The sequence below is a fragment of the Streptomyces beihaiensis genome, assembly GCF_026274175.1.
GTDB lineage: Bacteria > Actinomycetota > Actinomycetes > Streptomycetales > Streptomycetaceae > Streptomyces > Streptomyces beihaiensis.
Map to the genome: position 1 here is coordinate 1 of NZ_JAPHNL010000295.1, position 25,891 is coordinate 25,891.

Annotated in this window: 24 protein-coding genes, 3 pseudogenes and 1 riboswitch; of the genes and pseudogenes, 10 read left to right on the forward strand and 17 right to left on the reverse strand. The window is 71.9% G+C overall.

Features of this window, described 5'->3' with window-relative positions; translation table 11 throughout:
- Positions 1–82: 82 nt before the first annotated feature.
- Together OFY01_RS25910 and OFY01_RS32695 are read right to left on the reverse strand one after the other, a co-directional pair.
- Complete coding sequence (locus tag OFY01_RS25910) at positions 83–1,324, reverse strand: metallophosphoesterase (RefSeq protein ID WP_266603819.1); 1,242 nt, start codon at positions 1,322–1,324, stop codon at positions 83–85.
- An 11-nt stretch (positions 1,325–1,335) separates the two neighbouring features.
- Positions 1,336–1,494: pseudogene (locus OFY01_RS32695) on the reverse strand (SCO4848 family membrane protein); the annotation flags it as partial.
- 91 nt (positions 1,495–1,585) lie between these two features.
- Between OFY01_RS32695 and OFY01_RS25915 the strand changes: the two are divergent.
- On the forward strand, positions 1,586–1,825 hold the full coding sequence (locus tag OFY01_RS25915) for an SCO4848 family membrane protein (protein ID WP_266603821.1): 240 nt from the start codon (positions 1,586–1,588) through the stop codon (positions 1,823–1,825).
- A gap of 277 nt (positions 1,826–2,102) precedes the next feature.
- Here OFY01_RS25915 and OFY01_RS25920 read toward each other — a convergent pair whose 3' ends face one another.
- From OFY01_RS25920 to OFY01_RS32830, 3 genes and pseudogenes are all read right to left on the reverse strand, one after another.
- The gene (locus OFY01_RS25920; protein ID WP_266603823.1) at positions 2,103–2,360 is read right to left on the reverse strand and encodes a hypothetical protein; all 258 of its coding nucleotides are present in this window, start codon (positions 2,358–2,360) and stop codon (positions 2,103–2,105) included.
- Positions 2,361–2,422: 62 nt separating this feature from the next.
- Positions 2,423–2,578: pseudogene (locus OFY01_RS25925) on the reverse strand (recombinase family protein); the annotation flags it as partial.
- A 287-nt stretch (positions 2,579–2,865) separates the two neighbouring features.
- A pseudogene (locus OFY01_RS32830) lies at positions 2,866–2,940 on the reverse strand (SCO4848 family membrane protein); the annotation flags it as partial.
- Positions 2,941–3,049: 109 nt separating this feature from the next.
- Between OFY01_RS32830 and OFY01_RS25930 the strand changes: the two are divergent.
- Positions 3,050–4,312, forward strand: coding sequence for a D-alanyl-D-alanine carboxypeptidase family protein (locus OFY01_RS25930; RefSeq protein ID WP_323135558.1), 1,263 nt, complete (start codon positions 3,050–3,052; stop codon positions 4,310–4,312).
- Here OFY01_RS25930 and OFY01_RS25935 read toward each other — a convergent pair.
- Genes OFY01_RS25935 through OFY01_RS25950 form a run of 4 tightly spaced genes read right to left on the reverse strand, consistent with a single transcriptional unit; the run spans position 4,224 to position 7,196 of the window.
- Positions 4,224–5,159 (reverse strand): YihY/virulence factor BrkB family protein, encoded by a 936-nt coding sequence (locus tag OFY01_RS25935; protein WP_266603825.1) that lies wholly within the window; start codon positions 5,157–5,159, stop codon positions 4,224–4,226. The two genes, OFY01_RS25930 and OFY01_RS25935, sit on opposite strands and share 89 nt — an antisense overlap.
- Positions 5,147–5,647 (reverse strand): GtrA family protein, encoded by a 501-nt coding sequence (locus tag OFY01_RS25940; RefSeq protein WP_266603871.1) that lies wholly within the window; start codon positions 5,645–5,647, stop codon positions 5,147–5,149. The genes OFY01_RS25935 and OFY01_RS25940 overlap by 13 nt, the downstream gene beginning before the upstream one ends.
- A gap of 29 nt (positions 5,648–5,676) precedes the next feature.
- The gene (locus OFY01_RS25945) at positions 5,677–6,663 is read right to left on the reverse strand and encodes a decaprenyl-phosphate phosphoribosyltransferase (protein ID WP_266603827.1); all 987 of its coding nucleotides are present in this window, start codon (positions 6,661–6,663) and stop codon (positions 5,677–5,679) included.
- Complete coding sequence (locus tag OFY01_RS25950; protein WP_266603829.1) at positions 6,660–7,196, reverse strand: phosphatase PAP2 family protein; 537 nt, start codon at positions 7,194–7,196, stop codon at positions 6,660–6,662. The genes OFY01_RS25945 and OFY01_RS25950 overlap by 4 nt, the downstream gene beginning before the upstream one ends.
- Before the next feature lie 141 nt (positions 7,197–7,337).
- Between OFY01_RS25950 and OFY01_RS25955 the strand changes: the two genes are divergently transcribed.
- Both OFY01_RS25955 and OFY01_RS25960 read left to right on the forward strand, forming a co-directional pair.
- Positions 7,338–8,726 (forward strand): FAD-binding protein, encoded by a 1,389-nt coding sequence (locus tag OFY01_RS25955; RefSeq protein ID WP_266603831.1) that lies wholly within the window; start codon positions 7,338–7,340, stop codon positions 8,724–8,726.
- Between the two features lie 36 nt (positions 8,727–8,762).
- Entirely contained in the window at positions 8,763–9,518 is a 756-nt protein-coding gene (locus OFY01_RS25960; protein WP_266603833.1) for a decaprenylphospho-beta-D-erythro-pentofuranosid-2-ulose 2-reductase, read from the forward strand.
- Between the two features lie 9 nt (positions 9,519–9,527).
- Here the strand turns inward: OFY01_RS25960 and OFY01_RS25965 are convergent, their stop codons facing one another.
- From OFY01_RS25965 to OFY01_RS25975, 3 genes are all read right to left on the reverse strand, one after another.
- Entirely contained in the window at positions 9,528–10,112 is a 585-nt protein-coding gene (locus OFY01_RS25965; protein ID WP_266603835.1) for a 2'-5' RNA ligase family protein, read from the reverse strand.
- A gap of 69 nt (positions 10,113–10,181) precedes the next feature.
- Complete coding sequence (trpS, locus tag OFY01_RS25970) at positions 10,182–11,195, reverse strand: tryptophan--tRNA ligase (RefSeq protein ID WP_266603837.1); 1,014 nt, start codon at positions 11,193–11,195, stop codon at positions 10,182–10,184.
- A gap of 99 nt (positions 11,196–11,294) precedes the next feature.
- Positions 11,295–12,737 carry a glycine hydroxymethyltransferase gene (locus tag OFY01_RS25975; protein WP_266603839.1) on the reverse strand — a complete coding sequence of 481 codons (1,443 nt, stop codon included), beginning with the start codon at positions 12,735–12,737 and terminating at the stop codon, positions 11,295–11,297.
- 38 nt (positions 12,738–12,775) lie between these two features.
- A riboswitch (ZMP/ZTP riboswitch) is annotated at positions 12,776–12,861 on the reverse strand.
- A gap of 177 nt (positions 12,862–13,038) precedes the next feature.
- Here OFY01_RS25975 and OFY01_RS25980 point away from each other — a divergent pair.
- The 3 genes from OFY01_RS25980 (at position 13,039) to OFY01_RS25990 (ending at position 16,523) form a co-directional block, all read left to right on the forward strand.
- Positions 13,039–14,262, forward strand: coding sequence for a glycosyltransferase 87 family protein (locus OFY01_RS25980; RefSeq protein WP_266603841.1), 1,224 nt, complete (start codon positions 13,039–13,041; stop codon positions 14,260–14,262).
- 68 nt (positions 14,263–14,330) lie between these two features.
- Positions 14,331–15,560: an ornithine--oxo-acid transaminase gene (rocD, locus tag OFY01_RS25985; RefSeq protein ID WP_266603873.1), complete on the forward strand. Its 1,230-nt coding sequence runs from the start codon at positions 14,331–14,333 to the stop codon at positions 15,558–15,560.
- 108 nt (positions 15,561–15,668) lie between these two features.
- On the forward strand, positions 15,669–16,523 hold the full coding sequence (locus OFY01_RS25990; RefSeq protein WP_266603874.1) for a DMT family protein: 855 nt from the start codon (positions 15,669–15,671) through the stop codon (positions 16,521–16,523).
- 44 nt (positions 16,524–16,567) lie between these two features.
- Here the strand turns inward: OFY01_RS25990 and pdxR are convergent, their stop codons facing one another.
- Positions 16,568–18,010 carry a MocR-like pyridoxine biosynthesis transcription factor PdxR gene (gene pdxR / locus OFY01_RS25995; protein ID WP_266603843.1) on the reverse strand — a complete coding sequence of 481 codons (1,443 nt, stop codon included), beginning with the start codon at positions 18,008–18,010 and terminating at the stop codon, positions 16,568–16,570.
- A 46-nt stretch (positions 18,011–18,056) separates the two neighbouring features.
- On the opposite strand from pdxR, the gene OFY01_RS26000 reads away from it, so the two are divergent.
- Genes OFY01_RS26000 through OFY01_RS26010 form a run of 3 tightly spaced genes read left to right on the forward strand, consistent with a single transcriptional unit; the run spans position 18,057 to position 19,773 of the window.
- Positions 18,057–18,602, forward strand: a complete 546-nt coding sequence (locus OFY01_RS26000; protein WP_266603845.1) for a carboxymuconolactone decarboxylase family protein — start codon at positions 18,057–18,059, stop codon at positions 18,600–18,602.
- A complete protein-coding gene (locus OFY01_RS26005) occupies positions 18,599–19,048 on the forward strand; it encodes a carboxymuconolactone decarboxylase family protein (protein ID WP_266603847.1) in 450 nt (149 codons plus the stop codon). The genes OFY01_RS26000 and OFY01_RS26005 overlap by 4 nt, the downstream gene beginning before the upstream one ends.
- Positions 19,045–19,773 (forward strand): isocitrate lyase/PEP mutase family protein, encoded by a 729-nt coding sequence (locus OFY01_RS26010; protein ID WP_266603876.1) that lies wholly within the window; start codon positions 19,045–19,047, stop codon positions 19,771–19,773. Before OFY01_RS26005 ends, OFY01_RS26010 begins: the two co-directional genes overlap by 4 nt.
- 100 nt (positions 19,774–19,873) lie before the next feature.
- Here OFY01_RS26010 and OFY01_RS26015 read toward each other — a convergent pair whose 3' ends face one another.
- From OFY01_RS26015 to OFY01_RS26030, 4 genes are all read right to left on the reverse strand, one after another.
- Entirely contained in the window at positions 19,874–20,836 is a 963-nt protein-coding gene (locus tag OFY01_RS26015; protein WP_407700424.1) for an ABC transporter substrate-binding protein, read from the reverse strand.
- 104 nt (positions 20,837–20,940) lie between these two features.
- Positions 20,941–22,959: an ABC transporter permease gene (locus OFY01_RS26020; protein WP_266603851.1), complete on the reverse strand. Its 2,019-nt coding sequence runs from the start codon at positions 22,957–22,959 to the stop codon at positions 20,941–20,943.
- 67 nt (positions 22,960–23,026) lie between these two features.
- Complete coding sequence (locus OFY01_RS26025) at positions 23,027–24,244, reverse strand: quaternary amine ABC transporter ATP-binding protein (RefSeq protein WP_266603853.1); 1,218 nt, start codon at positions 24,242–24,244, stop codon at positions 23,027–23,029.
- Positions 24,244–25,800, reverse strand: coding sequence for a GMC family oxidoreductase (locus OFY01_RS26030; protein WP_266603855.1), 1,557 nt, complete (start codon positions 25,798–25,800; stop codon positions 24,244–24,246). Before OFY01_RS26030 ends, OFY01_RS26025 begins: the two co-directional genes overlap by 1 nt.
- Positions 25,801–25,891 lie beyond the last annotated feature (91 nt).

The window sequence follows — 25,891 nt, forward strand, 5'->3', positions numbered from 1 at the left end:
CGGCGGCGCCGGGCGTGAGGGGGCGCGGCGCCGTGGTGGACGAGTACCCGGGGCCGTGGCGGCTGCCGGCTCGTCGCCGGACCTACGCCCGCTTCGACGCCAGTTCCACCACGGTGATGTCCGAGGGGGCGCCCACCCGTACCGGCGGGCCCCAGGCGCCCGCGCCGCGGCTCACGTAGAGCTGGGTGTCGCCGTAGCGGTCGAGGCCCGCGACGGTGGGGTTGGCGGCCGCCGCGACGAAGTTGCCGGGCCAGAGCTGGCCGCCGTGGGTGTGGCCCGACAGCTGGAGGTCGACGCCGTGCTTGACCGCCTCGTGGATCATCACGGGCTGGTGGGCCAGGAGCACGGCGGCCCGGGAGCGGTCGCGGTCGCCGAGCGCCTTGCCGTAGTCCGGTCCCTCGCCGTAGCTCTTGCCGCTGATGTCGTTGACGCCCGCGAGGTCGAACGCGCCCATCTCGACGCGCGCGTTCTCCAGCGGGTGCATGCCGATCTCCCGCACGTGCTCGACCCACGGGTCGGCGCCCGAGTAGTACTCGTGGTTGCCGGTGACGAAGTACGTGCCGTGGCGCGAGCGCAGGCGGGCCAGCGGGGCCACCGCGGGGGCCAGGTCGGGGACGCTGCCGTCGACCAGGTCGCCGACGACCGCGATGAGGTCGGGCTGGGTGGAGTTGATCGTGTCCACGACCCGCTCGGCGAAGCCGCGGCCGAGCACGGGGCCCAGGTGGATGTCGCTGACCACGGCGATCCGGAACCCGTGGGCCGCGCGCGGAAGTCTGGCCAGCGGCACGGTGATCCGCTTGACCGCGGGCCCACGCAGCACCCCGTACGTGCCGCCCGCCACCACGCCCGCCGCGGCGACGGTGGCGGCGGCGCCCACGGTGCGGGCCAGGACGAGGCGGCGGGTCGGCCCCGGGCTCGGCGGGGCGAGGACGGTCGTGGTCGTCGCCACCGGCCCGGCACCGGCCTCGCGCCGGGCCGTGCGCGCCACCGGTTCGGGCAGCGGCAGCCGTTCTGGGCCGAAAAAGCGCCGCAGCAGCGGCCGTACGACCTCGCCCACGAGCAGCGCGAACAGCAGATACAGCGCGAACGCCATCCACAGGAAACCGGGCCAGGCCACGATCCGTTGCAGCAGGAACGGCGCCCCGGCCCGCTCCGCGACCAGCGCGCCGACCATCAGCACGGGACCGGCCACGAACACCGCGGTACCCGCCCGGCGCGGCCAGCCCGGACCGACGGTCGTGTCGCGCACGAGGCGGCGCCACGCGTAGTGGTGGAAGGCGGCCACGGCGGCGAGCACGGCCAGGACGACGAAGACGGCGACCACGCGCGTGCCTCCTACGAAACCCGGCGCAGGGCCCGGACCCCACGCAACCCGATGACCCCGACGACCGTCCCCGGAACAAAGGAGACGATCGCGAACGTCAGATGCGCCCAGAAGTACGCGGTCGGATTCCCGGCGTCCTCGAAGGCGAGACCGCTGCCGTCCTTCCGCAGACGACCAGCGTACAGAGACCCGGCCGCAAGATCGCGGCAGGCCCGTTCGATACTGGCAGGGCACGGCCCACCCCACCCCGAAGGACACCCCATGAAGCTCAGCCGCCGCGTCTCCTGGTTCCTGCTCGCGTTCGGCGTCTGGTCCTGGGTGATCTGGGTGACCTTCGCGAAGAACCTCTGGAAGGACGGGAGCGGCCTCGCCTTCGACGACGCGGGAAACCCGACGGCGTACTTCTGGGTGCACCTCGCCCTCGCTGTCACGTCGTTCATCCTGGGGACGGCCGTCGGCGTGATCGGGCTGAGGGGCGTGCGGGCGAACGCGGACAAGTAACCCCGCCCGCGCGGCTCGGGGACGGCCGGCACTCTGGCGAGTGTCAGAGAACGACCGGCGTCACTCCCGCCGTTGTTCCTGCTCTGGCCCATGGACCCCGCGCAGATCCCACAGGCGGTGCAGCGCCACCCGCTCAGGAGTGTGGGTGTGGCTTCTCCGCCAGGCCGCCTGCTGGTCTTGTTGCGCTTGCTGCGCTGCTCCTGGAGTTCCAACCCCACGGCCCCCGGGAGGGCGCCACGGTGGGGCGTCAGGGGTGCCCCACCCCCGTCCCGGGCGATCAGTTCACGTACGACCTTCCACGCTTCACGCGCTCGCTGGCGAAGCCTGCGATCGCCCGGTGGGAAAGGATCCGGCGCACTGTCCGGGCTCGCCGACGGATCGGGCTGTCCTCCTTCGACACACGCCGCTTCTTGGTGGACTCCATCCGCCTCTCGGTGGAACGTCGCTCGGCCTCGCCGGGCGCCGGTACGTCCTCCGCCTCCAGTGTCGTCGCGATCTTGTTGTCGGAGATTCCGGCAAACGACATCTCCACCATGCGCTCGACGATCGCGCGAGTGCCGCGATCAACGCGAAGGTCGCGACGCCGATCGGGTTCGAGGTGTCGAGGAACGGTTCGAGTACAGAGACGAAGCGGACGCCGTACCTCTTGAACTCCTTGTCGATCTCCAGGGCATCGTGTGCGCCCTTGCGGGTCGGCGGGGACAGTTCATTGACCACCATCACGTCGACCTCACCCGCGCGGACGGCCGACATGAGGTCTTCGAATCCCGGCGGACGGCGTTGGGATCCCAACCGGACCGACCGACGTCTTTGAACGTGTGAATCACCTCCCACCCCCGGCTCGCCGCCGGCGCCTCGCCGGCTGCCACCCGTGCCTCCGGCGACGCTTCGGACAAGTCGGGGCGCGCCTTGGACCGCCGGGCGTGGACCGCCACCCGCACGGTGCCCAGTTGCTCGGCTCCCAAGGGCGAAACGAAGGGGGGCAAGGTCTCTCACCTGCTTTTCCCTGTCGTTGAAGCTCTACCGGTCAGTTACACAGAGAAAGTGATCCAGATGATCCAGGACCAGACGCCGAAGGCGAGCAGGAACCAGGAGACGGGGCGGCCGAGCTTCATACGCCCCGTATCGCCAGGCGCCCGGCCGGGGCGGCGGCCGGGGGCGGCGAGTGAGATACAGGACACCTCGGCGGTCGTCTCCGGGCCCGGGACCTGTACGTTCTCGTCCGTGCCTGCATCCATCGCGCCGTCGCGCAAGAAGTCCGCGCCGCTCTCCGCGTCCGCCGCCGCCCTCGCGCTGTCCTGTGCCCTGGGCCTCACAGCTGTGACCCCCGCCTTCGCCGACACCGGCAAGCACGACGCCGACAAGCCCCCGGCGAAGATGTCGACGGTCGGCGGTGAGCTGCTGGGCAGGCCGGGGACGCAGGTGCGGCTCGCCGCAGGGGCGCCGGCGCTGCCGAAGAAGCTGTCGGCCAAGTCGTGGATCGTCTCGGACGCCGAGTCGGGTGACGTGCTCGCCGCGCACAACGCGCACTGGCAGCTGCCGCCCGCCTCCACCCTGAAGATGCTCTTCGCCGACACGGTGCTGCCGAAGTTCCCGAGGACGACGACGCACAAGGTGGTCCCGTCCGACCTGGCGGGCATGGGCGCCGGTTCCAGCAAGGTCGGTATCAAGGAGGGCTACACGTACACGGTCCACGACCTGTGGCTCGGCGTCTTCCTGCGCTCCGGCAACGACGCGGTGCACGTGCTGTCCGCGATGAACGACGGCGTCGCCGAGACGGTCAAGGAGATGCAGGCGCACGCCGAGGAGTTGCGCGCCGACGACACGCACGTGGTCAGCCCCGACGGCTACGACATGCCGGGCCAGCACTCGTCCGCCTACGACCTGAGCCTGTTCGCCCGCTCCGGGCTCCAGAAGAAGGACTTCCGGGAGTACTGCTCCACGCCCAGGGCCGAGTTCCCCAAGAAGCAGAAGGAGGGGAAGACCACCGAGCGGTTCCAGATCCAGAACACGGACAAGCTGCTCACCGGTTATCCGGGCCTGCCCGCGTACCAGGGGCTCGCGGGCGTCAAGAACGGCTACACCTCGCACGCGGGCAACACCTACACGGGTGTCGCCGAGCGCGACGGCAAGGTGCTGCTCGTGACCGTGATGGCGCCGAAGCCCGACGAGTCGCACGCCGTCTACCGGGAGGCCGCCCGGCTGCTCGACTGGGGTTTCCGGGCCGACGGCAAGGTCACGCCGGTCGGCCACCTGGTGCCGCCGCGCGGCGCCGACCCGTCGGCCTCCGCGTCGGACGGTGCGGCGAAGAGCACTCCGAACCCGGCGCGAGGCGCCGCGCAGGCGTCGGCGGCCGACGACGGCGACCGAAGCGGCGGCATCGGGATCGCGCTCGGCATCACGGGCGGGGTTCTGGCTCTTGTGGCGGGTGCGGTGTTCGTGGTGCGCCGGAAGTGGCCGCTGGAGGCGAGGGGGCCGAAGAGCTAGGGCCGCGGCCGGTCGCCGACCACGCCGCGCAGAACAGCAGCAGCTTGGCCGTGAAGTTGATCCACAGGAGCAGGGCGATGGGCGTGCCGAACGCCCCGTACATGCTCTTGCCCGCGACACCCTTAATGTAGCCGCCGAGCGCCAGTTTGAGGATCTCGAACCCGGCCGCGCCGATGAGTGCCGCGACGATCAGGTCGCGGCGCGGTGGCTCGACGCCGGGCAGCAGGGTCAGGACGTAGAGCAGCAGCAGGAAGTCGGCGACGACGGCGACGGCGAACGCGGCGGCCTGGAGCAGCGCGCCGCCCACGCCGTTGTCGTCGATGCCGAGGTGGCCCGCGGTCCAGCCGACGGCCGTGGAGCCGAGCGTCGAGGCGATGAACGAGCCGAGCACCGCCCCGCCGAGCCCCACGAGCACCCCGGCGTCCTTGAGTTTGCGCAGGAACGGGTTGCCCTGGCCCTCGGGCTCCTCCCACACGACACGCAGGCATTCGCGCATCGAGCCGACCCAGCCGATGCCGGTGAACAGCAGCAGCGCACCGGCGACGATGCCGACCGTTCCGGCGTTGTCGACGAGCGCACCGATGTCCAACTGGCTCGAAATACCTGGCACTTGTTCGCTGATCTTGTGCTGGACGTCCACCTGCTGCTGGTGGCTGAGGGTGCCCGCCATGATCGCCGCGGCCACGGTGAGCAGCGGGAAGAGCGCCAGAAAACTGATGAAGGTCATCGCGGCGGCGAGGCGTGACCAGTGCACCGAGTCGAGGCGCTCGTAGGCCCGCCAGGCGTGGGTCCGCATGAGGCGGACCACGAGCGGCCCGATGACGGGGAGTCGTTTCAGCCAGTCCATGATCCGATCCTGCCCCGGCCGACCGTTTCGACCCGTCCCGTCCGGGTCGGGTCAGCCGTGATCGCGCTCTTACGGAAGACAAGGGTCCGGGTTCCCCAGAACCGCAGCACCGTCGCGAGCGCCATCCCGACGCCCGCCCCGGAGACGGTGTCGGCCCGCGCCGAGGTGAGTTCGAGCCCGTAGTGGGAGACGGCCAGGCAGGCGAGCTGTACGAGGGCGCCCGCGACGTTGACCGCGAAGAACACGCAGTACCGGCGCAGCCGCCGGCCGCCGTCCGCCGCCGTGCGCGTGCGGTAGGTGCCGAGCGCGTTGCCCGCGTACGCCACCGTGCAGCCGGCCAGGAAGGAGAGGGCCTTGGCGGGGAGGGGGCCCATGCCGGCGGGGCCGCGCAGCCACAGGAAGAGCCCGAGGTCGGCGGCGTACGCGCAGACGCCCGCCACCGCGAACCCGGCGACCTCGGGCCCGAGCCGCCGCGCGCCCCTGCGCAGGACGCCCCCTTCGCCGCTCCCGGCCCGCCTCACCAGTCCGCCACCGCGAACCCGTACATCGCCAGCCAGAGCAGTCCGATGACCATCAGGGCCCGGTCGCGCAGCACCACGTCCTCCGGTTCGCCCGCGATGCCGCGGTCGGCGAAGACGGCGTAGCGCAGGACGGCCAGGATGAAGGCGACCATGGACAACTGGCGCCACGGCAGCAGGCCGGTGTGGGCCGCTCCGCCCTCCTCCAGGGCCCACAGGCAGTAGGCGAGGACGGCGACCCCGGCGGCGAGCTGCCAGACGAACCGCAGGTAGCCGGTGGTGTACTCGGTGAGCAGGGAGCGGGTGGCGCCGCCCTTGCCGGCCATCTGCACGGCCTCGGAGTACCGTTTCGCCGCGACCATGAAGAGCGCACCGAACCCGGTGGTGATCAGGAACCAGCGGGAGAGCGGGATGCCCAGCGCGAGCCCGCCGACCATCGCGCGCATCAGGAACCCGGTCGACACGACGACGAGATCGACGACCAGGACGTGCTTGAGGCTGACGCAGTACGCGAGCTGCATCGCGATGTACGCGGTGAGCAGCACGGCCGTCGCCGCGTTGCACAGCGCCGCGGCAGTGGCCGGGACGAGGGCGGCGAGCGCTCCCCCGGCGGCGTAGGCGACCGGCACCGGGACCTGCCCGGCCGCGACGGGCCGGTGGCGTTTGACCGGGTGGGCGCGGTCGGCGTCGGCGTCGCGCGCGTCGTTGATCAGGTAGACGGCGGACGCGGCCGCGGTGAACAGCGCGAAGACCAGGGCGAGCCGGGTCAGCGCGTGGCGTGCGAACAGCTCGCCCGCGGCGGCGGGGGCGGCCACCACGAGGACGTTCTTGACCCACTGGCGCGGGCGGGCGGTGCGCAGCAGGCCCGCCGGGAGGCCGAGCGGGGTGACACGGGCGGTGGCGGGGCCCGCCGGGTCCGCCGGGGCCTCCGGGGGGAGTTCCAGTACGGCGGCGCCGGGACGTCGTTGCCGCGGCCGCCCGGTCATCGCGCACCGCCCCCGTTCATCCAGCGCGCCCCGAGCCGCGCGGTCAGCGCCCCGAGCGCGGCGCCGGCCGCGACGTCGGACGGGTAGTGCACGCCGACGACCATCCGGGAGACGCACATCGCGGCGGCGAGCGGCGGCACGAGCCGTGCCCCGGCGGGGCACAGCGCGCCGAAGGCGACCGTGGCGGCGGCGGCCGACGTGGCGTGCGAGCTGGGGAACGAGTGCCGCCCGGCCGTCCGCACGAGCGGCGGCACGCCGGTGCCGGGTCCCGGGCGCGGCCTGCGCACCACCCGCTTGACGCCGATGCTGGCCAGATGGGCGCCCGCGGTGAGAGCGGTGCCGCGCAGCCACGCGGTGCGCCGCGCACGGTCCGCGGCGGCTCCGGTCAGACCCGCGGCGATCCACAGCGCGCCGTGCTCCCCCGCCCAGGACAGCGCACGCGCGGCGGCGGCCACGCGCGGGTCGGTGCCGCAGTCGCGCAGGGCGGACAGCAGTCGGCGGTCCAGGTCGCCCGGGTCTCGCTTGTCGTCCATGTGGCCCACTGTGGAACTCGGGGCGGCCGCCACCTCGGGCAATTTTGTATGACACACCATTAATCACCCATTTCGGTGAGCAAGTGAGCAATTGCCTTCTTTGCCACAAGACACCCACATCCCGGCGATACCGTCGGCACCATGTCTGCCGATGCCGTCGATCCCGTCGATTCCGTCGATCCCGTTGTCCCGGTCACCGGCTGGGGCCGCACCGCCCCCACCTCCGCGCGCCTGGTCCGCCCCCGCTCCACCGAGGAGGCGGTGGCCGCCGTGCGCGCGTGCGCGGAGCCCGGACGAAGAGGCGGCATCGCGCGCGGGCTCGGCCGGGCCTACGGCGACGCGGCGCAGAACGCGGGCGGCGACGTCCTCGACATGACCCGTCTCGACCGGATCCACGCCATCGACGCCGACGCGGGCACCGTCCACTGCGACGCGGGCGTCTCACTGCACCGGCTCATGCAGGTGCTGCTGCCGCTCGGCTGGTTCGTGCCGGTGACCCCGGGCACCCGCCAGGTCACCGTCGGCGGGGCGATCGGCGCCGACATCCACGGCAAGAACCACCACGTCTCCGGAGCGTTCGCCCGCCACGTGAACTCCTTCGAACTGCTCACGGCGGACGGCGAGATCCGCACGGTGCTGCCCGGCACCGACCTCTTCGACGCCACGGCGGGCGGCATGGGCCTGACCGGCGTCGTCCTCACCGCGACGATCCGCCTGCAACGCGTCGAGACGTCGTCGATGACGGTCGACACGGAACGCGCCGCCGACCTCGACGACCTGATGGCCCGCCTGACCGCCACGGACCACCGCTACCGCTACTCGGTCGCCTGGATCGACCTGCTGGCCCGGGGCGCCGCCATGGGCCGTGCCGTCCTCACCCGCGGCGACCACGCCCCGCTGGACGCGCTGCCCGCCCGCGCCCGGCGCGACCCGCTCGCCTTCCGGCCGCGCCACCTGCCGGCCGCGCCGTCGTTCCTGCCGGAGGGGCTGCTCGGCCGCCGCTCGGTCGGGCTCTTCAACGAGCTGTGGTTCCGCAAGGCCCCCAGGTTCCGTACGGGCGAGATCCAGAAGCTCGCCACGTTCTTCCACCCGCTCGACGGCGTCCCGCACTGGAACCGCGTCTACGGGCCAGGCGGCTTCGTCCAGTACCAGTTCGTCGTCGGCCACGGGCAGGAGGAGACGCTGCGCCGGGTCGTCGCCCGGATCAGCGAGCGCCGCTGCCCCTCCTTCCTGGCCGTGCTCAAGCGGTTCGGCGACGCCGACCCCGGCTGGCTGTCGTTCCCCGTGCCCGGGTGGACGCTCGCCCTGGACATCCCGGCGAACCTGCCGGGGCTCGGCGCGTTCCTCGACGAGTTGGACGCCCTGGTGGCCGCGGCGGACGGGCGGGTCTACCTCGCCAAGGACTCCCGGCTGCGGCCGGGGCTGCTCGCCGCGATGTATCCGCGGCTCGACGACTTCCGGGAGCTTCGGGCGCGGCTCGACCCGCACGGGGTCTTCCGCTCGGACCTGTCACGCCGACTGGCGCTCTGAGCCCCGCCCGCTTCCCGTACTGAGAGAGAGGTTCTCGTGAAGGACGCCTTCGGCACCCCCCAGTCCCTGCTCGTCCTCGGCGGCACGTCCGAGATCGGCCTGGCCACCGCCCGCCGGCTCGTCGCCCGCCGCACCCGCACGGTGTGGCTCGCCGGCCGCCCGTCACCGGCCCTGGAGAAGGCCGCCGCCGCACTGCGCGACCTGGGGGCCGACACCCGTACGGTCGCCTTCGACGCGCTCGATCCCGACGCCCACGAGGAGATTCTCGGCAAGGTCTTCGCCGAGGGCGACATCGACATGGTGCTGCTCGCCTTCGGCGTCCTCGGCGACCAGGCCCGCGACGAGGCCGAACCGCGGGCCGCGGTGCGGGTCGCGCAGACCAACTACACCGGCGCCGTCTCGGCGGGGCTCGTGTGCGCGCGGGCGTTGCAGCACCAGGGGCACGGCTCGCTGGTCGTCCTGTCCTCGGTCGCCGGTGAGCGGGCCCGGCGCGCCAACTTCATCTACGGGTCGAGCAAGGCGGGGCTCGACGCGTTCGCGCAGGGCCTGGGGGACGCGCTGCACGGCACCGGGGTGCACGTCATGGTCGTGCGGCCCGGGTTCGTGCGCTCGAAGATGACGGCCGGGCGCAAGGACGCTCCGCTGGCCACGACCCCGGACGTGGTGGCCAGGGCCGTCGAGGTGGGGCTGCGGCGCCGCCAGGAGGTGGTCTGGGTACCGGGCACTCTGCGGGTGGTCATGTCGGCGCTGCGGCATGTGCCGCGGGGGGTGTTCCGGCGGCTGCCGGTCTGAGTGCGGGCCTCAGCCCGCCCGCAGCCTCCGGCCGCGCCTCGTGCGTTCGCCCGGCTGCGACGGCACCGGCGAGACGCCGAAGCCGAAGTCGCGCAGCTTGCGCCAGACCGCGTCGGCGCCCTGCTCGTAGAGGGCGAAGCCGGTGCACGGCCAGGCCGCCTCGTACTCGGCGAGCTCCGCGTAGGCGCGGTCCATCGCCTCGTCCGCGATGTGGTGGGCCACGGTGACGTGCGGGTGGTAGGGGAACTGCAGCTCACGCGCGATCGGCCCGGACGGCTCCCGCACCCGCTCCTGGAGCCGCGTGCACGCCTCGGCGCCCTCCACCACCTGGACGAAGACGACCGGTGACAGAGGGCGGAAGGTACCCGTGCCCGACAGCCGCAGCGCGAACGGCCGCCCGGCCGCCGCCACCTCGTCCAGATGCGCCTCGACGGCGGGCAGCAGCCCGGGGTCCACCTCGGTCGGCGGGAGCAGCGTGATGTGGGTGGGGATGCCGTGCGCGGCCGGGTCCCCGAAGCCCGCACGCCGCTCCTGGAGCAGGCTGCCGTGCGGCTCCGGGACCGCGATCGACACACCGATCGTTACGGTCCCCACGTCGTACTCCTGTCGTCGTGCGGAAGGGGCGGGCGGGTACGGGTCGGGCGTAAGGGTCGTGCGTACAGGTCAGTGCTTCGCGGGCAGGAAGCCGACCTTCTCGTACGTCTGGGCGAGGGTCTCGGCCGCGACGGACCGCGCCTTCTCCGCGCCCTTGGCGAGGATCGAGTCGAGCGTCTCGGGGTCGTCCAGGTACTCCTGCGTGCGGTTCTTGAACGGCGTCACGAAGTCGACCATGACCTCGGCCAGGTCCGTCTTGAGCGCACCGTACATCTTGCCCTCGTAGGCGCGCTCCAGATCGGGGATCGAGGTGCCGGTGAGGACCGAGAGGATCGTGAGCAGGTTGGAGACGCCCGGCTTGTTCTCGGCGTCGTAGCGGATCACCGTGTCGGTGTCGGTGACCGCGCTCTTGACCTTCTTGGCGGTGGTCTTCGGCTCGTCGAGCAGATTGATGAGGCCCTTCGGCGTCGACGCCGACTTGCTCATCTTGACCGTGGGGTCCTGAAGGTCGTAGATCTTCGCCGTCTCCTTGAGGATGTACGGCGCCGGGACCGTGAAGGTGGGGCCGTAGCGGTGGTTGAACCGCTCGGCGAGGTCCCGGGTGAGCTCCACGTGCTGGCGCTGGTCCTCGCCGACCGGCACCTGGTTGGCCTGGTAGAGCAGGATGTCGGCGACCTGGAGGATCGGGTAGGTGAACAGGCCGACGGAGGCCCGGTCCGCGCCCTGCTTGGCCGACTTGTCCTTGAACTGGGTCATGCGGGACGCCTCGCCGAAGCCGGTGAGGCAGTTCATGACCCAGGCCAGCTGCGCGTGCTCGGGCACATGGCTCTGGACGAACAGGGTGCACCGCTCCGGGTCGAGACCCGCCGCGAGGAGCTGCGCGGCCGCGAGCCGGGTGTTGGCGCGCAGCTCCTTCGGGTCCTGCGGGACGGTGATGGCGTGCAGGTCCACGACCATGTAGAAGGCGTCGTGGGACTCCTGCAGCGCCACCCACTGACGGACCGCACCGAGGTAGTTGCCGAGGTGGAACGAGCCCGCGGTGGGCTGGATTCCGGAGAGCACGCGAGGACGTTCTGAGGCCATAGCGCTCATTGTCTCAGGTGTGTGCCCTTGCTCGGGCTCAGGTGCGGGCGTCGTGTGCAGCGCCACACAAGCGCCGCCGACAGGCGTGCGGGCGCCGCCTCAGCCGAGGTCGACCGACGGGTAGAGCGGGAAGCCGGTGAGCAGCTCGGAGGCCCGGTGCGCGGCCTCGTCGGCGATCTTCCGGTCCAGGACGTGGCTCGCCCTGGACGGCGCGCCGGACTTGGTGGTGCCCGGCTCGGCGGCGGTGAGGACCCGGTCGATGAGCGCGGCGATCTCGTCCATCTCGGCGGTGCCGAGGCCGCGGGTGGTCAGCGCCGGGGTGCCGATGCGGATGCCGGAGGTGTACCAGGCGCCGTTGGGGTCGGCGGGGATGGCGTTGCGGTTGGTGACGATCCCGGAGTCCAGGAGCGCCGACTCGGCCTGGCGGCCGGTGAGCCCGTAGGACGAGGCCACGTCGATGAGGTTGAGGTGGTTGTCGGTGCCGCCGGTGACGAGCGTGGCACCGCGCCGCGTCAGGCCCTCGGCGAGCGCGCGGGCGTTGTCGACGATGCGCCGCGCGTAGTCCTGGAAGGCGGGCTGCCGCGCCTCGGCGAGGGCGACGGCCTTGGCGGCCATGACGTGCGGCAGCGGCCCGCCGAGCACCATCGGGCAGCCCCGGTCGACCTGGTCCTTGAGCGAGTCGTCGCACAGCACCATGCCGCCGCGCGGGCCGCGCAGCGACTTGTGGGTGGTCGTGGTCACGATCTGGGCGTGCGGCACCGGGTCGAAGTCCCCGGTGAGCACCTTGCCGGCCACGAGCCCGGCGAAGTGCGCCATGTCGACCATGAGCGTCGCCCCGGCCTCGTCGGCGATCTCGCGCATGATCCGGAAGTTCACCAGGCGCGGGTAGGCCGAGTACCCGGCGACGATGATCAGCGGCTTGAACTCGCGGGCTTGCGCGCGCAGCGCCTCGTAGTCGATGAGTCCGGTGGCGGGGTCGGTGCCGTAGGAACGCTGGTCGAACATCTTGCCGCTGATGTTGGGCCGGAAGCCGTGCGTGAGGTGGCCGCCGGCGTCGAGCGACATGCCGAGCATCCGCTGGTTGCCGAAGGCGTGCCGCAGCTCGGCCCAGTCGGCTTCGGTCAGCTCGTTGACCTGCCGGGCCCCGGCCTTCTCCAGGAACGGCGCCTCGATCCGGTCGGCGAGCACCGCCCAGAAGGCGACCAGGTTGGCGTCGATGCCGGAGTGCGGCTGCACGTACGCGTGGCGGGCGCCGAACAGTTCGCGGGCGTGCTCGGCGGCGAGCGACTCGACGGTGTCGACGTTGCGGCAGCCCGCGTAGAAGCGGCGGCCGACGGTGCCCTCGGCGTACTTGTCGCTGAACCAGTTGCCCATGGTGAGCAGGGTCGCCGGGGACGCGTAGTTCTCGGAGGCGATCAGCTTGAGCATCTCGCGCTGGTCGGTGAGCTCCCGCGCGATGGCGTCGGCGACGCGCGGCTCGACGCCCCGTACGACGTCGAGGGCGGCGCGGTACGCGGTGGACTCGGGGGTGAGGTCGGTCATGGGGGCAGCCTCCGGAACGGTCGTTCAGCGGTCGTCTCTCGGTCGGCCCAGGCGCACGGCACTCGCTCCCGGACCGCTCCCCGATGGTTGAGCCCATCTCAGCGCGCCAGTCACGGCCCGCGCGTACTGTACCGCCGCCTGGCCCTGTGCGATTCACCGTTCCGGGATGCGGGCGGCCGGGAGTTGTGCGGGTCGCCGCCGCATCCGCCGGTGGTCGTAAATCCCCGGTACCACGCCGACGGCCGATTGCCGTCGCCGGCCGGACGCGGTGCGGGGGGCGTCCGGGAGACCGTCTCATGCCATGAGACGCAGAACCGCACGTGTCCGTGCCGTGCATGCCGTGTACGCCTTGCTGGCCGTACAGCTCGTCGGGGTCACCGTGTTCGCCGTGGCCTGGAACTCGCTGGACTTCCACATCTACTGGGAGGGCGGGCGGGCCCTGACGCACGGCGCCGAGCTCTACCGCAAGCAGCTCGTCGCGCACTGGTTCACCAACACGCCGTTCATGGGTCTGGTGTTCGTTCCGATCGGGCGCGTGCCGCTGACCGTCGCCAGGGTCGTGTGGGAGCTGGCGTCGGTGGGCGCGTTCACCTCGGCCTGCGTGAGCGCGGTGAGACTGGGCGGGTTTTCGTGCACGAGGAGTCGGACGGCCGCGGTGGTGGCCGCGGGGCTGTTCCTCCAGCCGATGTGGCAGTCGATCTTCCTGGGGCAGGTCAACCCGTTCCTGCTGGCGCTCGTGCTGGCCGACATCCGCGGGGTGGCGGCCGGGCGGCGATGGGCCGGGATCATGATCGGGGTGGCCGCCGCGGTCAAGCTGACACCCGCGATCTTCGTGGTGATGCTGCTGTGCGCGCGGCGGTTTCGGGCGGTGGCGGTCGCGACGGGGACGTTCGTCGTGTGCGAGCTGGCGGCGTTCCTCGTCGCCCCTGAGGCGTCGAAGGTCTACTGGAGCGGCGTCTTCCTCGACACCTCGCGGGTCGGCGCGCAGTACGTCAGCAACCAGTCGCCGTTCGGCGCCCTGGCCCGGCTGCTCGGCGGGCCGGACCACGTGGGCGGCTGGTACCTGGTGGTGCCGCTCGTGCTCGGCGCGGCGGGGATCGCGGTGGCCGTGGCGTGGGCGCGGCGCGGCGACTGGCTGAGCGCGGCGACGGTGGCCGGGGTGACCGGGCTGCTCGTCTCGCCGATCTCGTGGGCGCATCACTGGATGTGGATCGTGCCCGCGCTGGTCGTCCTCGTACGGGACCGGCGGCGGTGGTGGGCGGCGGGCGTGTATCTGCTGTTCTGTCTGTCGCCCCTGTGGTGGATGCCGCGCGACTACGGATTCCACGGTGTGATCACGCTCGTCGTCAACTGCTATCTGCTGTCCGGGGTGGCGTTCCTCGCGTACATGGCGTGGCGGCTGCGCCGCCGGGACGGCCGGCCGGCCCCCACGGTCCAACCGGCCCAGCCGGTCCAGCCGGTTCGACTGGCCGGACAAGCGCTCGTGCCCGAGAGGTTTCTCCGTGCCTCGGGCGAGCGACGATAGGGACGACAGGATTCGGGCCACAAACCCGCCGCTCGCGGCCCCCGACGAACGGAGAACCCGTGACTTCCGTGACACCCGCGCCCACCTCGGCCGAGCTGATCGCCGCGTCCGACGCGCACAGCGCGCACAACTACCACCCGCTGCCCGTGGTCGTCGCCTCGGCCGAGGGCGCGTGGATGACCGATGTCGAGGGCCGCCGCTACCTGGACATGCTCGCGGGCTACTCGGCGCTCAACTTCGGGCACGGCAACCGCCGTCTGATCGACGCGGCCACGGCGCAGCTGGAGCGGGTGACGCTCACGTCGCGGGCGTTCCACCACGACAGGTTCGCCGCGTTCTGCACACAGCTGGCCGAGCTGTGCGGCAAGGAGATGGTGCTGCCCATGAACACGGGCGCGGAGGCGGTCGAGACGGCGGTCAAGACGGCCCGCAAATGGGGCTACCGGGTCAAGGGCGTGCCGGACGGGCGGGCCAGGATCGTGGTCGCGCGCGACAACTTCCACGGCCGTACGACGACGATCATCAGCTTCTCGACCGACGAGGAGGCACGGGCGGACTACGGCCCCTACACTCCGGGCTTCGACATCGTCCCGTACGGGGACCTCGATGCGCTGCGGGCCGCGGTCACGGACGACACGGTGGCGGTGCTGCTCGAACCGATCCAGGGCGAGGCGGGCGTGCTGGTGCCGCCCCCCGGCTACCTGGCGGGCGTGCGCGAGCTGACGCGCGAGCGGAACGTGCTGTTCATGGCCGACGAGATCCAGTCGGGGCTCGGCCGCACGGGCCGCACCTTCGCGTGCGAGCACGAGGGTGTGGTGCCCGACGTGTACGTCCTCGGGAAGGCGCTGGGCGGCGGTGTGGTGCCGGTGTCGGCGGTGGTGGCGGACCGTTCCGTGCTCGGCGTGTTCAAGCCGGGCGAGCACGGCTCGACGTTCGGCGGCAACCCCCTCGCCTGCGCCGTGGGCCTGGAGGTGATCGCGATGCTGCGTACGGGTGAGTTCCAGGAGCGGGCGACCGAGCTCGGCCGCCATCTGCATGACGAGCTCGAACGGATGGCCGGGTCGGGCTCGGGCCGGGTCACCGGGGTGCGCGGGCGCGGCCTGTGGGCGGGCGTCGACATCGACCCGGCGTTCGGCACGGGCCGGGAGATCTCGGAGAAGCTCATGGGCCGGGGCGTCCTGGTGAAGGACACCCACGGCTCGACGATCCGGATCGCGCCGCCCCTGGTGATCGGCAAGGAGGACCTGGACTGGGGGTTGGAGCAGCTGCGGCTGGTGCTGGAGGCGCAGGGAGCGTAGGAGGCGCAGAGGGGCAGGGGGCGCAGGGAGCGCAGGAGGCGCAGAGGGGCGTCCGGGAGGAGGAACGGACGCGGCTGTGGCCGTAAGGTCCTTCCTGTGCCCCTAGGAATGATCTGCGCTCTCGGCTCCGCCCTCTGCTTCGGTACGGCCTCCGTCTTCCAGGCGATGGCCGCGCAGGCGGCGGAGCCGGGATCGGGCGCCGGCGTGGACCCGGCGCTGCTGCTGCGCGCCGCGCGCCAGTGGCGCTACATCGTGGGGCTCGCCCTCGACGGCCTCGGCTTCCTGCTCCAGATCGTGGCGCTGCGCACCCTGCCCATCTACGTGGTGGGGGCGGCGATGGCGTCGAGCCTCGCGGTCACGGCGGTGGTGGCGGCGCGGCTGCTGCGGGCGCGGCTCGGCCGCGCCGAGTGGGGCGCGGTGGCGGCGGTCTGCGCGGGCCTGGCGATGCTCGGTCTGGCGTCCGGCGCGGAGGGCGACCGGGCCGGGTCGGACGCGCTGCGCTGGTCGATGCTCGCGGCGGCGGGCGCGGTGCTGCTGGTCGGTGTGGCGGCGGGGCGGCTGCCGGGTCGGGCGCGGTCGCTGGCGCTCGGCCTCGGGGCGGGGTGTGGGTTCGGCGTGGTCGAGGTGAGCGTGCGGCTGATCAACGACCTGTCGCCGTCGGTGCTCCTGTCGAACCCGGCGGCGTACGCGCTGCTCGCGGGCGGCGGCGCGGGTTTCCTGCTGATGACGTCGGCGCTGCACCGGGGTTCGGTGACCGTGGCCACGGCGGGCCTGGTCATCGGGGAGACGGTGGGGCCCGCGCTGGTGGGCGTGGTGTGGCTCGGCGACCGTACGCGGTCGGGCCTTGAGTGGCTGGCGGTGGTGGGGTTCGCGGTGGCCGTGGCCGGGGCGCTGGCACTGGCCAGGTTCGGGGAGGCGTCGGTGGAGGCGGAGACCGACGCGCAGCCCGACCCGGTCGGCTGAACCGGTCGGCTGCCCCCCCCTGCGCACGGCTCAGGCAGCACGGCTCACGGCAGCACCCGGCACAGCGCGTCGAGCGCTCCCGCCCACGCGTGGTCGGCCGGGGTGCCGTACCCCACGACGAGGGCGTCGCCCGGCTCGTCCTGGGTGACAGGTGCCGCGTCCGCGTGCCGGTACAAGGAGAGCCCGCTCAGCGCGAGCCGTTGCCAGGCCGCGGCCCGCACCACGGATTGCTCGGTGCCGGCGGGCAGCCGCAGCACCGCGTGCAGCCCGGCGGCGATCCCGGTGGCCCGGACGTCGGGCGCCCGCTCGGCGAGGGCGGCCACGAGTTCGTCGCGGCGGCGCCGGTAGCGGAGCCGGACGGCCCGCAGATGACGGTCGTACGCCCCCGACTCGATGAACTCGGCGAGCGTCAGCTGGTCGAGCACGCCGCACGCCCAGTCACTGCCCCCTTTCACCTCGGCGACCTCCGGGAGGAGTTCGGCCGGAAGCACCATCCACCCGAGCCGAAGTCCGGGCGCGAGGGACTTGCTGGCGGTGCCGAAGTAGACGACCCGCTCCGGATCGAGCCCCTGGAGCGCGCCGACGGGCTGCCGGTCGTAGCGGAACTCGCCGTCGTAGTCGTCCTCCAGGACGAACCCGCCGGTCCGCCGCGCCCAGTCGACGACGGCGGCGCGCCGCTCGTGGTGCAGCGGGACGCCGATGGGGAACTGGTGGGCGGGGGTGAGCAGCGCGGCGCCGGGCGACCCGCGGCCGCTCCCGCCCAAGTCGCGGGTGTCGGTGCCCAGTCGGTCCAGCGGCAGCGGACGCGTTCGCAGCCCGGACCGGCCGAGGATGGTCCAGTGCGGTGCGAGCCCGTAGGTCTCCACGGCCGCGTCGCGCACGCCCCGGCGCCGCAGCACCTCGCCGATCAGCATGAGTCCGTGCGCGAACCCGGAGCAGACGACGACGCGTCCGGGGTCGGCGTGCACGCCGCGGGCGCGGGCCAGGTACCCGGCGAGCGCGGCGCGCAGCTCGGGGCGGCCGCGGGGGTCGCCGTAGCCGAGGGCCTCGTTGGGGGCGGCGGTCAGGGCGCGGCGGGCGGCCTTGAGCCACGCGGCGCGCGGGAACGAGGCCAGGTCCGGGGTGCCGGGCATGAGGTTGTGCCGCGGCGCGCCGGTGGCACGGTCACGGCGGCGCTCCGGGGCCGTGGGGCGCGGCGCCTGGACGGGTCGTTCGGCGACGCGGGTCCCCGACCCCTGCCGGGCGGTGAGCCAGCCTTCGGCGACGAGGTCGGCGTAGGCGTCGGCGACGGTGTTGCGCGCGATGCCCAGGTCCACGGCGAGCGTGCGCGAGGACGGCAGCCGGGTCCCGGGCGCGAGCCGCCCGCCGCGCACGGCGTCGCGCAGCGCGTCCGTGAGGCCGCGGCGCAGGCCGGGGCCGGTCGGCTGGATGTGCAGGTCGATGCCGAGCGCGCGACGGGACCCGGAAGTGGCCCGAGGTTCTCCCATGGAAATGGACCATACAACTGGGACACTGCGTTCGTAGGCTCAAGGCATGACGACGAACCACATCACGGCGAACGAGAGCACGGCGAACCACAGCACGGCGAACGAGAGTCCGACGCCGTACGTACCCGAGCACACCCCCCGCCTCGACTGGGCCCGGCAGGCCCCCGAGGTGTACAAGGCGATGGTCCGGCTCGACGCCGCGGCGCGCAAGGGCGTGGACCCGACGACGTACGAGCTGGTCAAGATCCGGGCCTCGCAGCTCAACCGCTGCGCGTTCTGCCTCGACATGCACACGAAGGACGCTCTGGCCGCGGGCGAGAGCGTGGAGCGGATCGTGCAGCTCAGCGCGTGGGAGGAGAGCAGGCACTTCTACACGGAGAAGGAGCTCGCGGCCCTCGCGCTGACCGACGCGGTCACGGTCCTCACCGACGGGTTCGTGCCGGACGACGTGTACGAGGAGGCGGCGCGGCTCTATGACGAGCGGGAGCTGAGCCAGTTGATCGCGGCGATCACCACCATCAACGCGTGGAACCGGTTCGGGGTCTCCACCCGCATGGTGGCCGGGCACTACAAGAGCGAGCAGGTCAAGTGAGCGCACGAACGACCGTATTGGACCCGGCGGTGCGGGACGCGATGGTCGCGTTCAGCGCGGCGGCGAAGAAGGGGCTCGGGGATCCGGGGCTCGCCGAGTTGCTGATGATCCGGGCGTCGCAGATCAACGCGTGTGCGTTCTGCCTGGACATGCATCACGACATCGCCGTGGCGAAGAACGGGGAGAACCCCGAGCGGATCGCACTGCTCAGCGCCTGGCGGGAGGCCGGGACGTTGTTCAGCGAGCGGGAGCGGGCGGCGCTGGAGCTGACCGAGGCCGTCACCCTCCTCACCGAGGGCTCCGTGCCGGACGAGACGTACGCACGCGCCGCCCAGCACTTCAGTGAGACCGAACTCGCCCATGTCCTCGGGGTGATCACGGTGATCAACAGTTGGAACCGGCTGATGGTCAGCCGGCGGATCGAGCCCGGAGGCCCCGCATGGTGAGCTTGGCCGACACGTTCCGCACGCTCCACCACGGCCGCACACCCGCCGACCCGCTGGTCCTGCCAGGCCCCTGGGACGCGGCGAGCGCACGGGTCTTCGAGGAGGCGGGCTTCCCGGCCCTGGCGACGCCGAGCGCGGGCGTCGCGGCGTCGCTCGGGTACGAGGACGGGCAGACGCCCGCGGACGAGATGTTCGCGGCGGTCCGCAGGATCGTACGGGCGGTGTCGGTCCCGGTCTCGGCGGACATCGAGGCGGGTTACGGCCTGCCGGCGAAGGAACTCGTGGAACGCCTGGCCGAGACGGGCGCGATCGGCTGCAACCTGGAGGACACCGGCCCGGACGGCACGTTGAAGGACCCGCGCGAGCAGGCGGACCGACTGGCGCAGGTACGGGCGGCCGCCGGGCCCGACCGGCTGTTCCTGAACGCCCGCATCGACACGTTCCTCCGGGCGGGCGTGGCGGACCCGGTGGCGGAGGCGATCGAACGGGCCCGCCTGTACGTGGCGGCGGGCGCGGACTGCGTCTACCCGATCGGCGCACCACGCGAGGCCCTCCCCCGCCTGCGCGCGGCCATCGAGGGCCCGATCAACGTGGGTTCGCCGGACCTCGACGGCCCGTCGCTGCGCGAGTGGGGCGAACTGGGCGCGACACGAATCACGTTCGGTCCGGGGCTGCAGCGCCGGGCGATGGGGGCGGTCCGGGAGACGGCGGAGGGGCTGCGGTAGCCCCCGCCGGGCGTTCACCGGCATGGCCGGGCCCCCGACCGCGACACACGCGACCGGGGGCCCGTCGGCACCATGTTCGGGCTACGCGCCCGTCACAGGACTACTTCGGCAGCCACGCCTTCACGACGTCCTGGTGGGCCTTGACCCACTTCTCGGCGGCCTTGTCGGGGCTCATCTTCTGAGCGGCGATCATCGCGGCGACCTCGTTCTGGTCGTCGTTGGTCCACTTGAAGTTCTTCAGGAACGTGGCCGCCTTCTTGTTCTTCTTGACGAAGTCGGCGCTGAGGTACTTCTGCAGCGGGGTCTGGGCGTAGCCGCAGGCGACCTTCTGGGCGTCGGAGTCGCAACCCTTCGTGTACGGGGGCAGCTTGACCTCGACCAGGTCCATCTGGGAGTTGAGCCACTGCGGCGTGTACCAGTAGGTCAGGAACGGCTTCTTGGCCTTGTAGTCCTCCTTGAGCTGGGTGATCTGCGCGGCCTCGGAGCCGGCGAAGACCGTCTTGTAGTTCAGCTTCAGGTTCTTGATGAGGGCCTTGTCGTTGGTGGTGTACGACGGCGAGCCCTCGAGCAGCTGGCCCTTGCTGCCGCTCTCGGCGGTCTTGAAGAGGCTCGCGTACTTGTTGAGGTTCTTGTAGTTCGTGATGTCCGGGTGCTTGTCGGCGAGGTACTTCGGCACGAACCAGCCGATGTGACCCGTGACACCGAGGTCGCCGCCCTTGACGACCGTCTTCTTGTCGTCGACGTACAGGCTGACCTTCTTCGGTGAGCCGCCCCAGTCCTCCATGATGGCGTCGGCCTTGCCGGTGTTGAGCGCGTCGAACGAGACGCCCTCGTCGAGCTGGGTCGTCTTGACCTTGGTGTTGAGGTCGTGCTCAAGGACGTACTTGGCGACGGCCACGTCGGCCTCGGCGCCGACCCAGGACTGCACCGAGAGAGTCACCGTGCCGGATCCGGAGCCGGAGCCGCCCGAGTTCGTCTTGGCGGCGCCGCACGCGCTCAGACCGGTGATGCCGAGAGCGACGGCGGCGGCGGTGGTGACGCGCAGGACGTTCTTTCTGTTCATCTTCATGGAAGTGCTTCTCTCATTACGGACAGCGGACCGGCTGCGCCTTTTGCTGAGCCTGTTGCTGTGCCTGTCGGGGAAAGGGGGGTGCGGGTTCCGGGCCGTCAGCGGGCTGCCGACCGCTTTCCGGTGCGTTGGGTCGTGCGGTCCAGGACCAGGCCGAGCAGCACGATCGCGATGCCCGCGGTCATGCCGGTGCCGAGCTGGCTCTTCTCCAGGCCGTAGACGACGTCGTAGCCGAGCGCGCCCGAGCCGACGAGACCGCCGACGATGACCATGGCGAGCACGAGGACCACGCCCTGGTTGAGGGCGAGCATCAGCGCGGGCCGGGCCAGCGGAAGCTGCACCTGGCGGATCTGCTGGAAGGTGCTCGCGCCCATGGAGCGGGCGGCCTCCATCGTCGCTCCGTCGACCTGGCGCAGGCCCTGCGTGGTGATCCGGACGACGGCGGGCAGCGCGTAGAGCACGGCCGCGGCGACGGCGGCGGAGCGGCCCACGTTGAACATGGCCACCACCGGGATCAGGTAGATGAACTGCGGCAGGGTCTGCATGGTGTCCAGGACCGGCCGCAGGGCGCGCTCGATCCACGACACGCGGGCCGCGACGATGCCGATGGCGAAGCCGAGCACGAGCGTGACGACGACACCGGCGATCGCCTGTGACAGCGTGTCGAGGGAGTGGTTCCAGACGCCGAAGACGCCGATGCCCGCCATGGCCAGGGCGGCCGTGAGGCAGGCGCTCCAGCCGCCCGCGAGGAACGCGAGCACCGCGGCGAGCAGGACGAGCAGCCACCACGGGGAGTCCGTCAGGCCGGTCCGCAGCGGGTCGAGGATCCAGAGGGTGAAGTTGTCCGCCCAGGTGCGGGTGCCGCCCAGGACGGGGACGCCCGAGGCCATGTGGCTGGTGAACCAGTCGACGGCGTTGTTGACCGGCGAGGCGATGTCGACGTTCCAGGTGTCGGGCCAGTCGGCGATGAACATCATCCAGCCGGCGACGCTCAGCGCGGCGGCCGAGACGGCCGACACGGTCCAGGCCCGCCAGCCGTGCAGCCAGCGCAAGCCGGCCGGTGCGGCGCCCGCGCCGAGCCGGTCACCGGCGACGGAGGTGAGGCGGTCGAACCACACGGCGAGCAGCACGATCGGGATACCGGCGGCGAGGGCCTTGCCGACGTCGACCGTGGACAGCGCCTGGAAGACCTCTTCGCCGAGGCCGCCGGCGCCGATCACGGACGCGATGGTGACCATCGACAGGGACATCATGATCGTCTGGTTGAGACCGAGCAGGATCTCCTTGCGGGCCAACGGCAGCCGCGCGGTCAGCAGCCGCTGCACCGGGCTGGTGCCGAGCGACGCGGCGGCCTCCATGACACCCGGGTCGGCGCCGCGCAGGCCCAGCGCGGTGAGGCGGGCCATCGGCGGGGCCGCGTAGATGATCGTCGCGATGAGCGCGGACGGCACACCGATGTCGAACACCACGACCAGCGGCAGCAGGTAGGCGAACGCGGGCATGATCTGCATGGTGTCCAGGAACGGCCGCAGGATCCGCTCGAAGCGGTCCGACAGGCCCGCGCCGAGGCCGAGCAGCGCGCCGACCACGGCGGAGACGACGACCGCGACCAGCATCAGGGCCAGGGTCTCCATGGTCGACTGCCACATGCCGAGCAGGCCGCACACCGCGAAGGCGGCGAAGGTGACACCGGCGAGCTTGAGCCCGCGCCGGTCGCGCAGGCCGCCGATGCGCCACGAGAGCAGCACGGTGATGGTGATCACCGGGAACCAGCCGAGGTTCTCCAGCAGGTCGGTGACCGAGCTGACGGACGAGTCGGCCCAGTTGCTCAGGTGCAGCAGCCCGTAGAGGAAGACGGGGTTGGTGTCGCGGTTGCGGACGGTCCAGTTGTAGGCGTCGTCCAGTGGCGTCTTGATGTCGACGGTGAGGGCGTGGGGCCAGGACCCGCTGCCCCACAGCACGGCGGCGAGCGGCGCGAGGACGACCACGGCGACGGCGAGCGGAAGCAGCCTGCGCGCCACCGGGTGGCTCAGCGCGGAGCGTGCCCCGGCACGGGCGGGCTCCTTGGCCACCTCGGTCTGCGTGGACGGCGGATTGGGGGTGACGACTGCGCTCATGCGGTCCACCCCCGACTATGGCTGAGTGCCGTGTGGGACGGTGACGTGGATATCGGCCGGGTACGCATCAGGCGGCCACCTCCTCGCGGTCGAGACCTGCGACGACCCGCAGCAGCGCCGACTGGTCCACCTGGCCCAGGCAACGGCCGTCCTCGACGACACACGCGGCGCGGCCGCTGCGCGCGACGGACTCGATGGCGTCGGAGACGACGGCGGTGGGGGCCAGGGCGTCGGGGTGCTCGGACGCGTCGCAGGCGCCGGGCTTCATGGCCGTGCGCACGGTCAGCACCTGCTCGCGCGGGACGTCACGGACGAAGTCGCGCACGTAGTCGTCGGCGGGCGCGCCGACGATCTCCTCGGGAGTGCCGAGCTGCACGATCTCGCCGTCGCGCATCAGGGCGATCCGGTCGCCGACGCGCAGCGCCTCACTGAGGTCGTGGGTGATGAAGACCATGGTGCGGCCCTCCTCGCTGTGCAGGCGGATGACCTCCTCCTGCATGTCGCGCCGGATCAGCGGGTCGAGCGCGCTGAACGGCTCGTCGAACAGGAGCACCTCGGGGTCGGCGGCGAGCGCGCGGGCCAGGCCGACACGCTGCTGCTGGCCGCCGGAGAGCTGGCCGGGGCGGCGCCCCTCCAGACCTTCGAGGCCGACCTTGGCGACCATGGCGGCCGCCCGCTCGCGCCGCTCCGCCTTCGGCATGCCCTGGATCTCCAGGCCGTAGGCGACGTTGTCCAGGACGGAGCGGTGCGGCAGCAGGCCGAAGTGCTGGAACACCATGGCGGCGCGGTGCCTGCGCAGCTCGCGCAGCCGGTTCTTGTCCATGGCGAGGACGTCCTCGCCGTCGATCTCCAGAGTGCCGGAGGTCGGCTCGATGAGCCGGGTCAGGCAGCGTACGAGGGTGGACTTGCCGGAGCCGGACAGGCCCATGACGACGAAGACCTCGCCCTTGTGCACGTCGAAGGAGACGTCACGGACGGCCGCGGTGCAGCCGGTGCGGGTGCGCAGCTCGGCCTGGGAGAGACCGGCGTACTCGGCGTTGCCGGGGACGGTGTCGGCCTTGGAGCCGAACACCTTCCACAGGTTGCGGACGCCGAAGACGGGCTGCGCCTCGCCCGCCGCGTCGGCGGCGCCGGTGCCGGTGCCGGTGCCGGTGCCGGTGCCGGTGCCGGTCGCGACCGTGTCCTTGGTGACGCTGGCCTTCGTGACGTCGGCCTTGGCGACATCGGTTTTGGCGACATCGGCCTTGTCGGGCGTGTTCATGTCTGGGGTTTTCATGTCGTTCATCAGGCCTGATTCCCTTCGCTGGACTCGGCCAGCATTTCGGCCGCCTTCTCCCCGGCCATGAGGACGCCGATCATCGGGTTGACCGACGGCAGGGTCGGGAACACCGAGGCGTCGACGACGCGGATGCTCTCCAGACCTCGGATCTTCAACTCGGGATCCACCACTGCCAGTTCGTCGTCGATGGCGCCCATCCGGCAGGTGCCGGACGGGTGGTAGACCGTGTGGTGCGCCTTGCGGAGCAGCTCGCTGAGCTGCTCGTCGCTGGTGACGTCGGGGCCGGGGAAGACCTCGCGCTTGAGCCAGCCCGCGAACGGCTCGGTCCTGGCGATGTCCCGGGCGATCTTCACGCCGTCGACGAGGGTCTTGGCGTCGTAGCCGTCCTCGTCGGTGAAGTACCGGAAGTCGAGGGCGGGCTTGACCTCGGGGTCGGCGCTGGTCAGATAGACGCGGCCGCGGGCGCGGGACTTGGGGATGTTCGGCGTCATCGACACGCCGTGCTCGGGCCGTTCGTAGCCCAGGCGCTCGGGGTTGTCGGTGAACGGGATCTGGTAGAAGTGGAACATCAGGTCCGGCAGCTCCTGCGACGCGTCGCGGCGCACGAACAGCGCGGCGTCGGAGTCCATCGCCGAGTTCTCCGGCAGCGGCCGGTTGGTCTCCCACACGATCACCGACTCCGGGTGGTCCTGCAGGTTCTCGCCGACGCCCGGCAGGTCGTGGACGACCGGGATGCCGAGCTCCTGGAGGTCCTTCTTCGGGCCGATGCCCGAGAGCATGAGCAGACGCGGCGAGTCGATGGCGCCGGCGCAGACGACGACCTCGCGGCGGGCGCCGATCAGCTGTTCCTCGCCGTCCTTGGTGCGCACGCGCACGCCGGTGGCGCGCTTGCCGTCGAGCTCCAGCTTGTACGCCCACGTCTCCAGGAGCAGCGTCAGGTTGGGCCGGTCACCGGCCTCCATGTGCGGGTGGAGGTAGGCGACGGAGGCGGAGGAACGCTTGTTGTTCTCCGGGTGGTAGGCCAGGTCGAGGAAGCCGACGCCGTCGTGGAACGGCTTGTCGTTGAAGCCGACGACCTCGGGGACGCCCGTGGCGGTCTTCGTCGCCTCGATCCAGTCCTTGGCGATGGCGTTCTGGTCCTTCTCGGCCACGCGCACGATGTTGTTGCGCAGCTTGTCGAAGTACGGGTCCATCCGCGCGGCGCCCCAGCCGGTGGCGCCCGCGGCCTCCCACTCGTCCCAGTCGGTGGGGAGCGGCTTGAAGGAGATGAGGGTGTTGTGCGAGGAGCAGCCGCCGAGCACCTTGGCGCGGCTGTGCAGGATGTGGGAGTTGCCCATCGGCTGCTCGGTGGTCGTGTACTCGTAGTCGAGGTCTCCGCCGAGCAGACCCAGCCAGCGGCGCAGCGTGAGGACGTCCTCGCGGTCGATGTCGGTGGGGCCGCCCTCGATGACGGCGACGGTGACGTCCGGGTCCTCGGTGAGGCGTGACGCGATCACGGATCCGGCGGTGCCACCGCCGACCACTACGTAGTCGTACGTCTTGGCGTACGTGTTCTCAGCCATGGGTCAACTCCAGGTTCTGCAAAGTTCTGCGCGTGACGAGCAGGTCGCTACGGGGCAGGGAAATATGCGGACATGGGGGCGTACGGGTGTA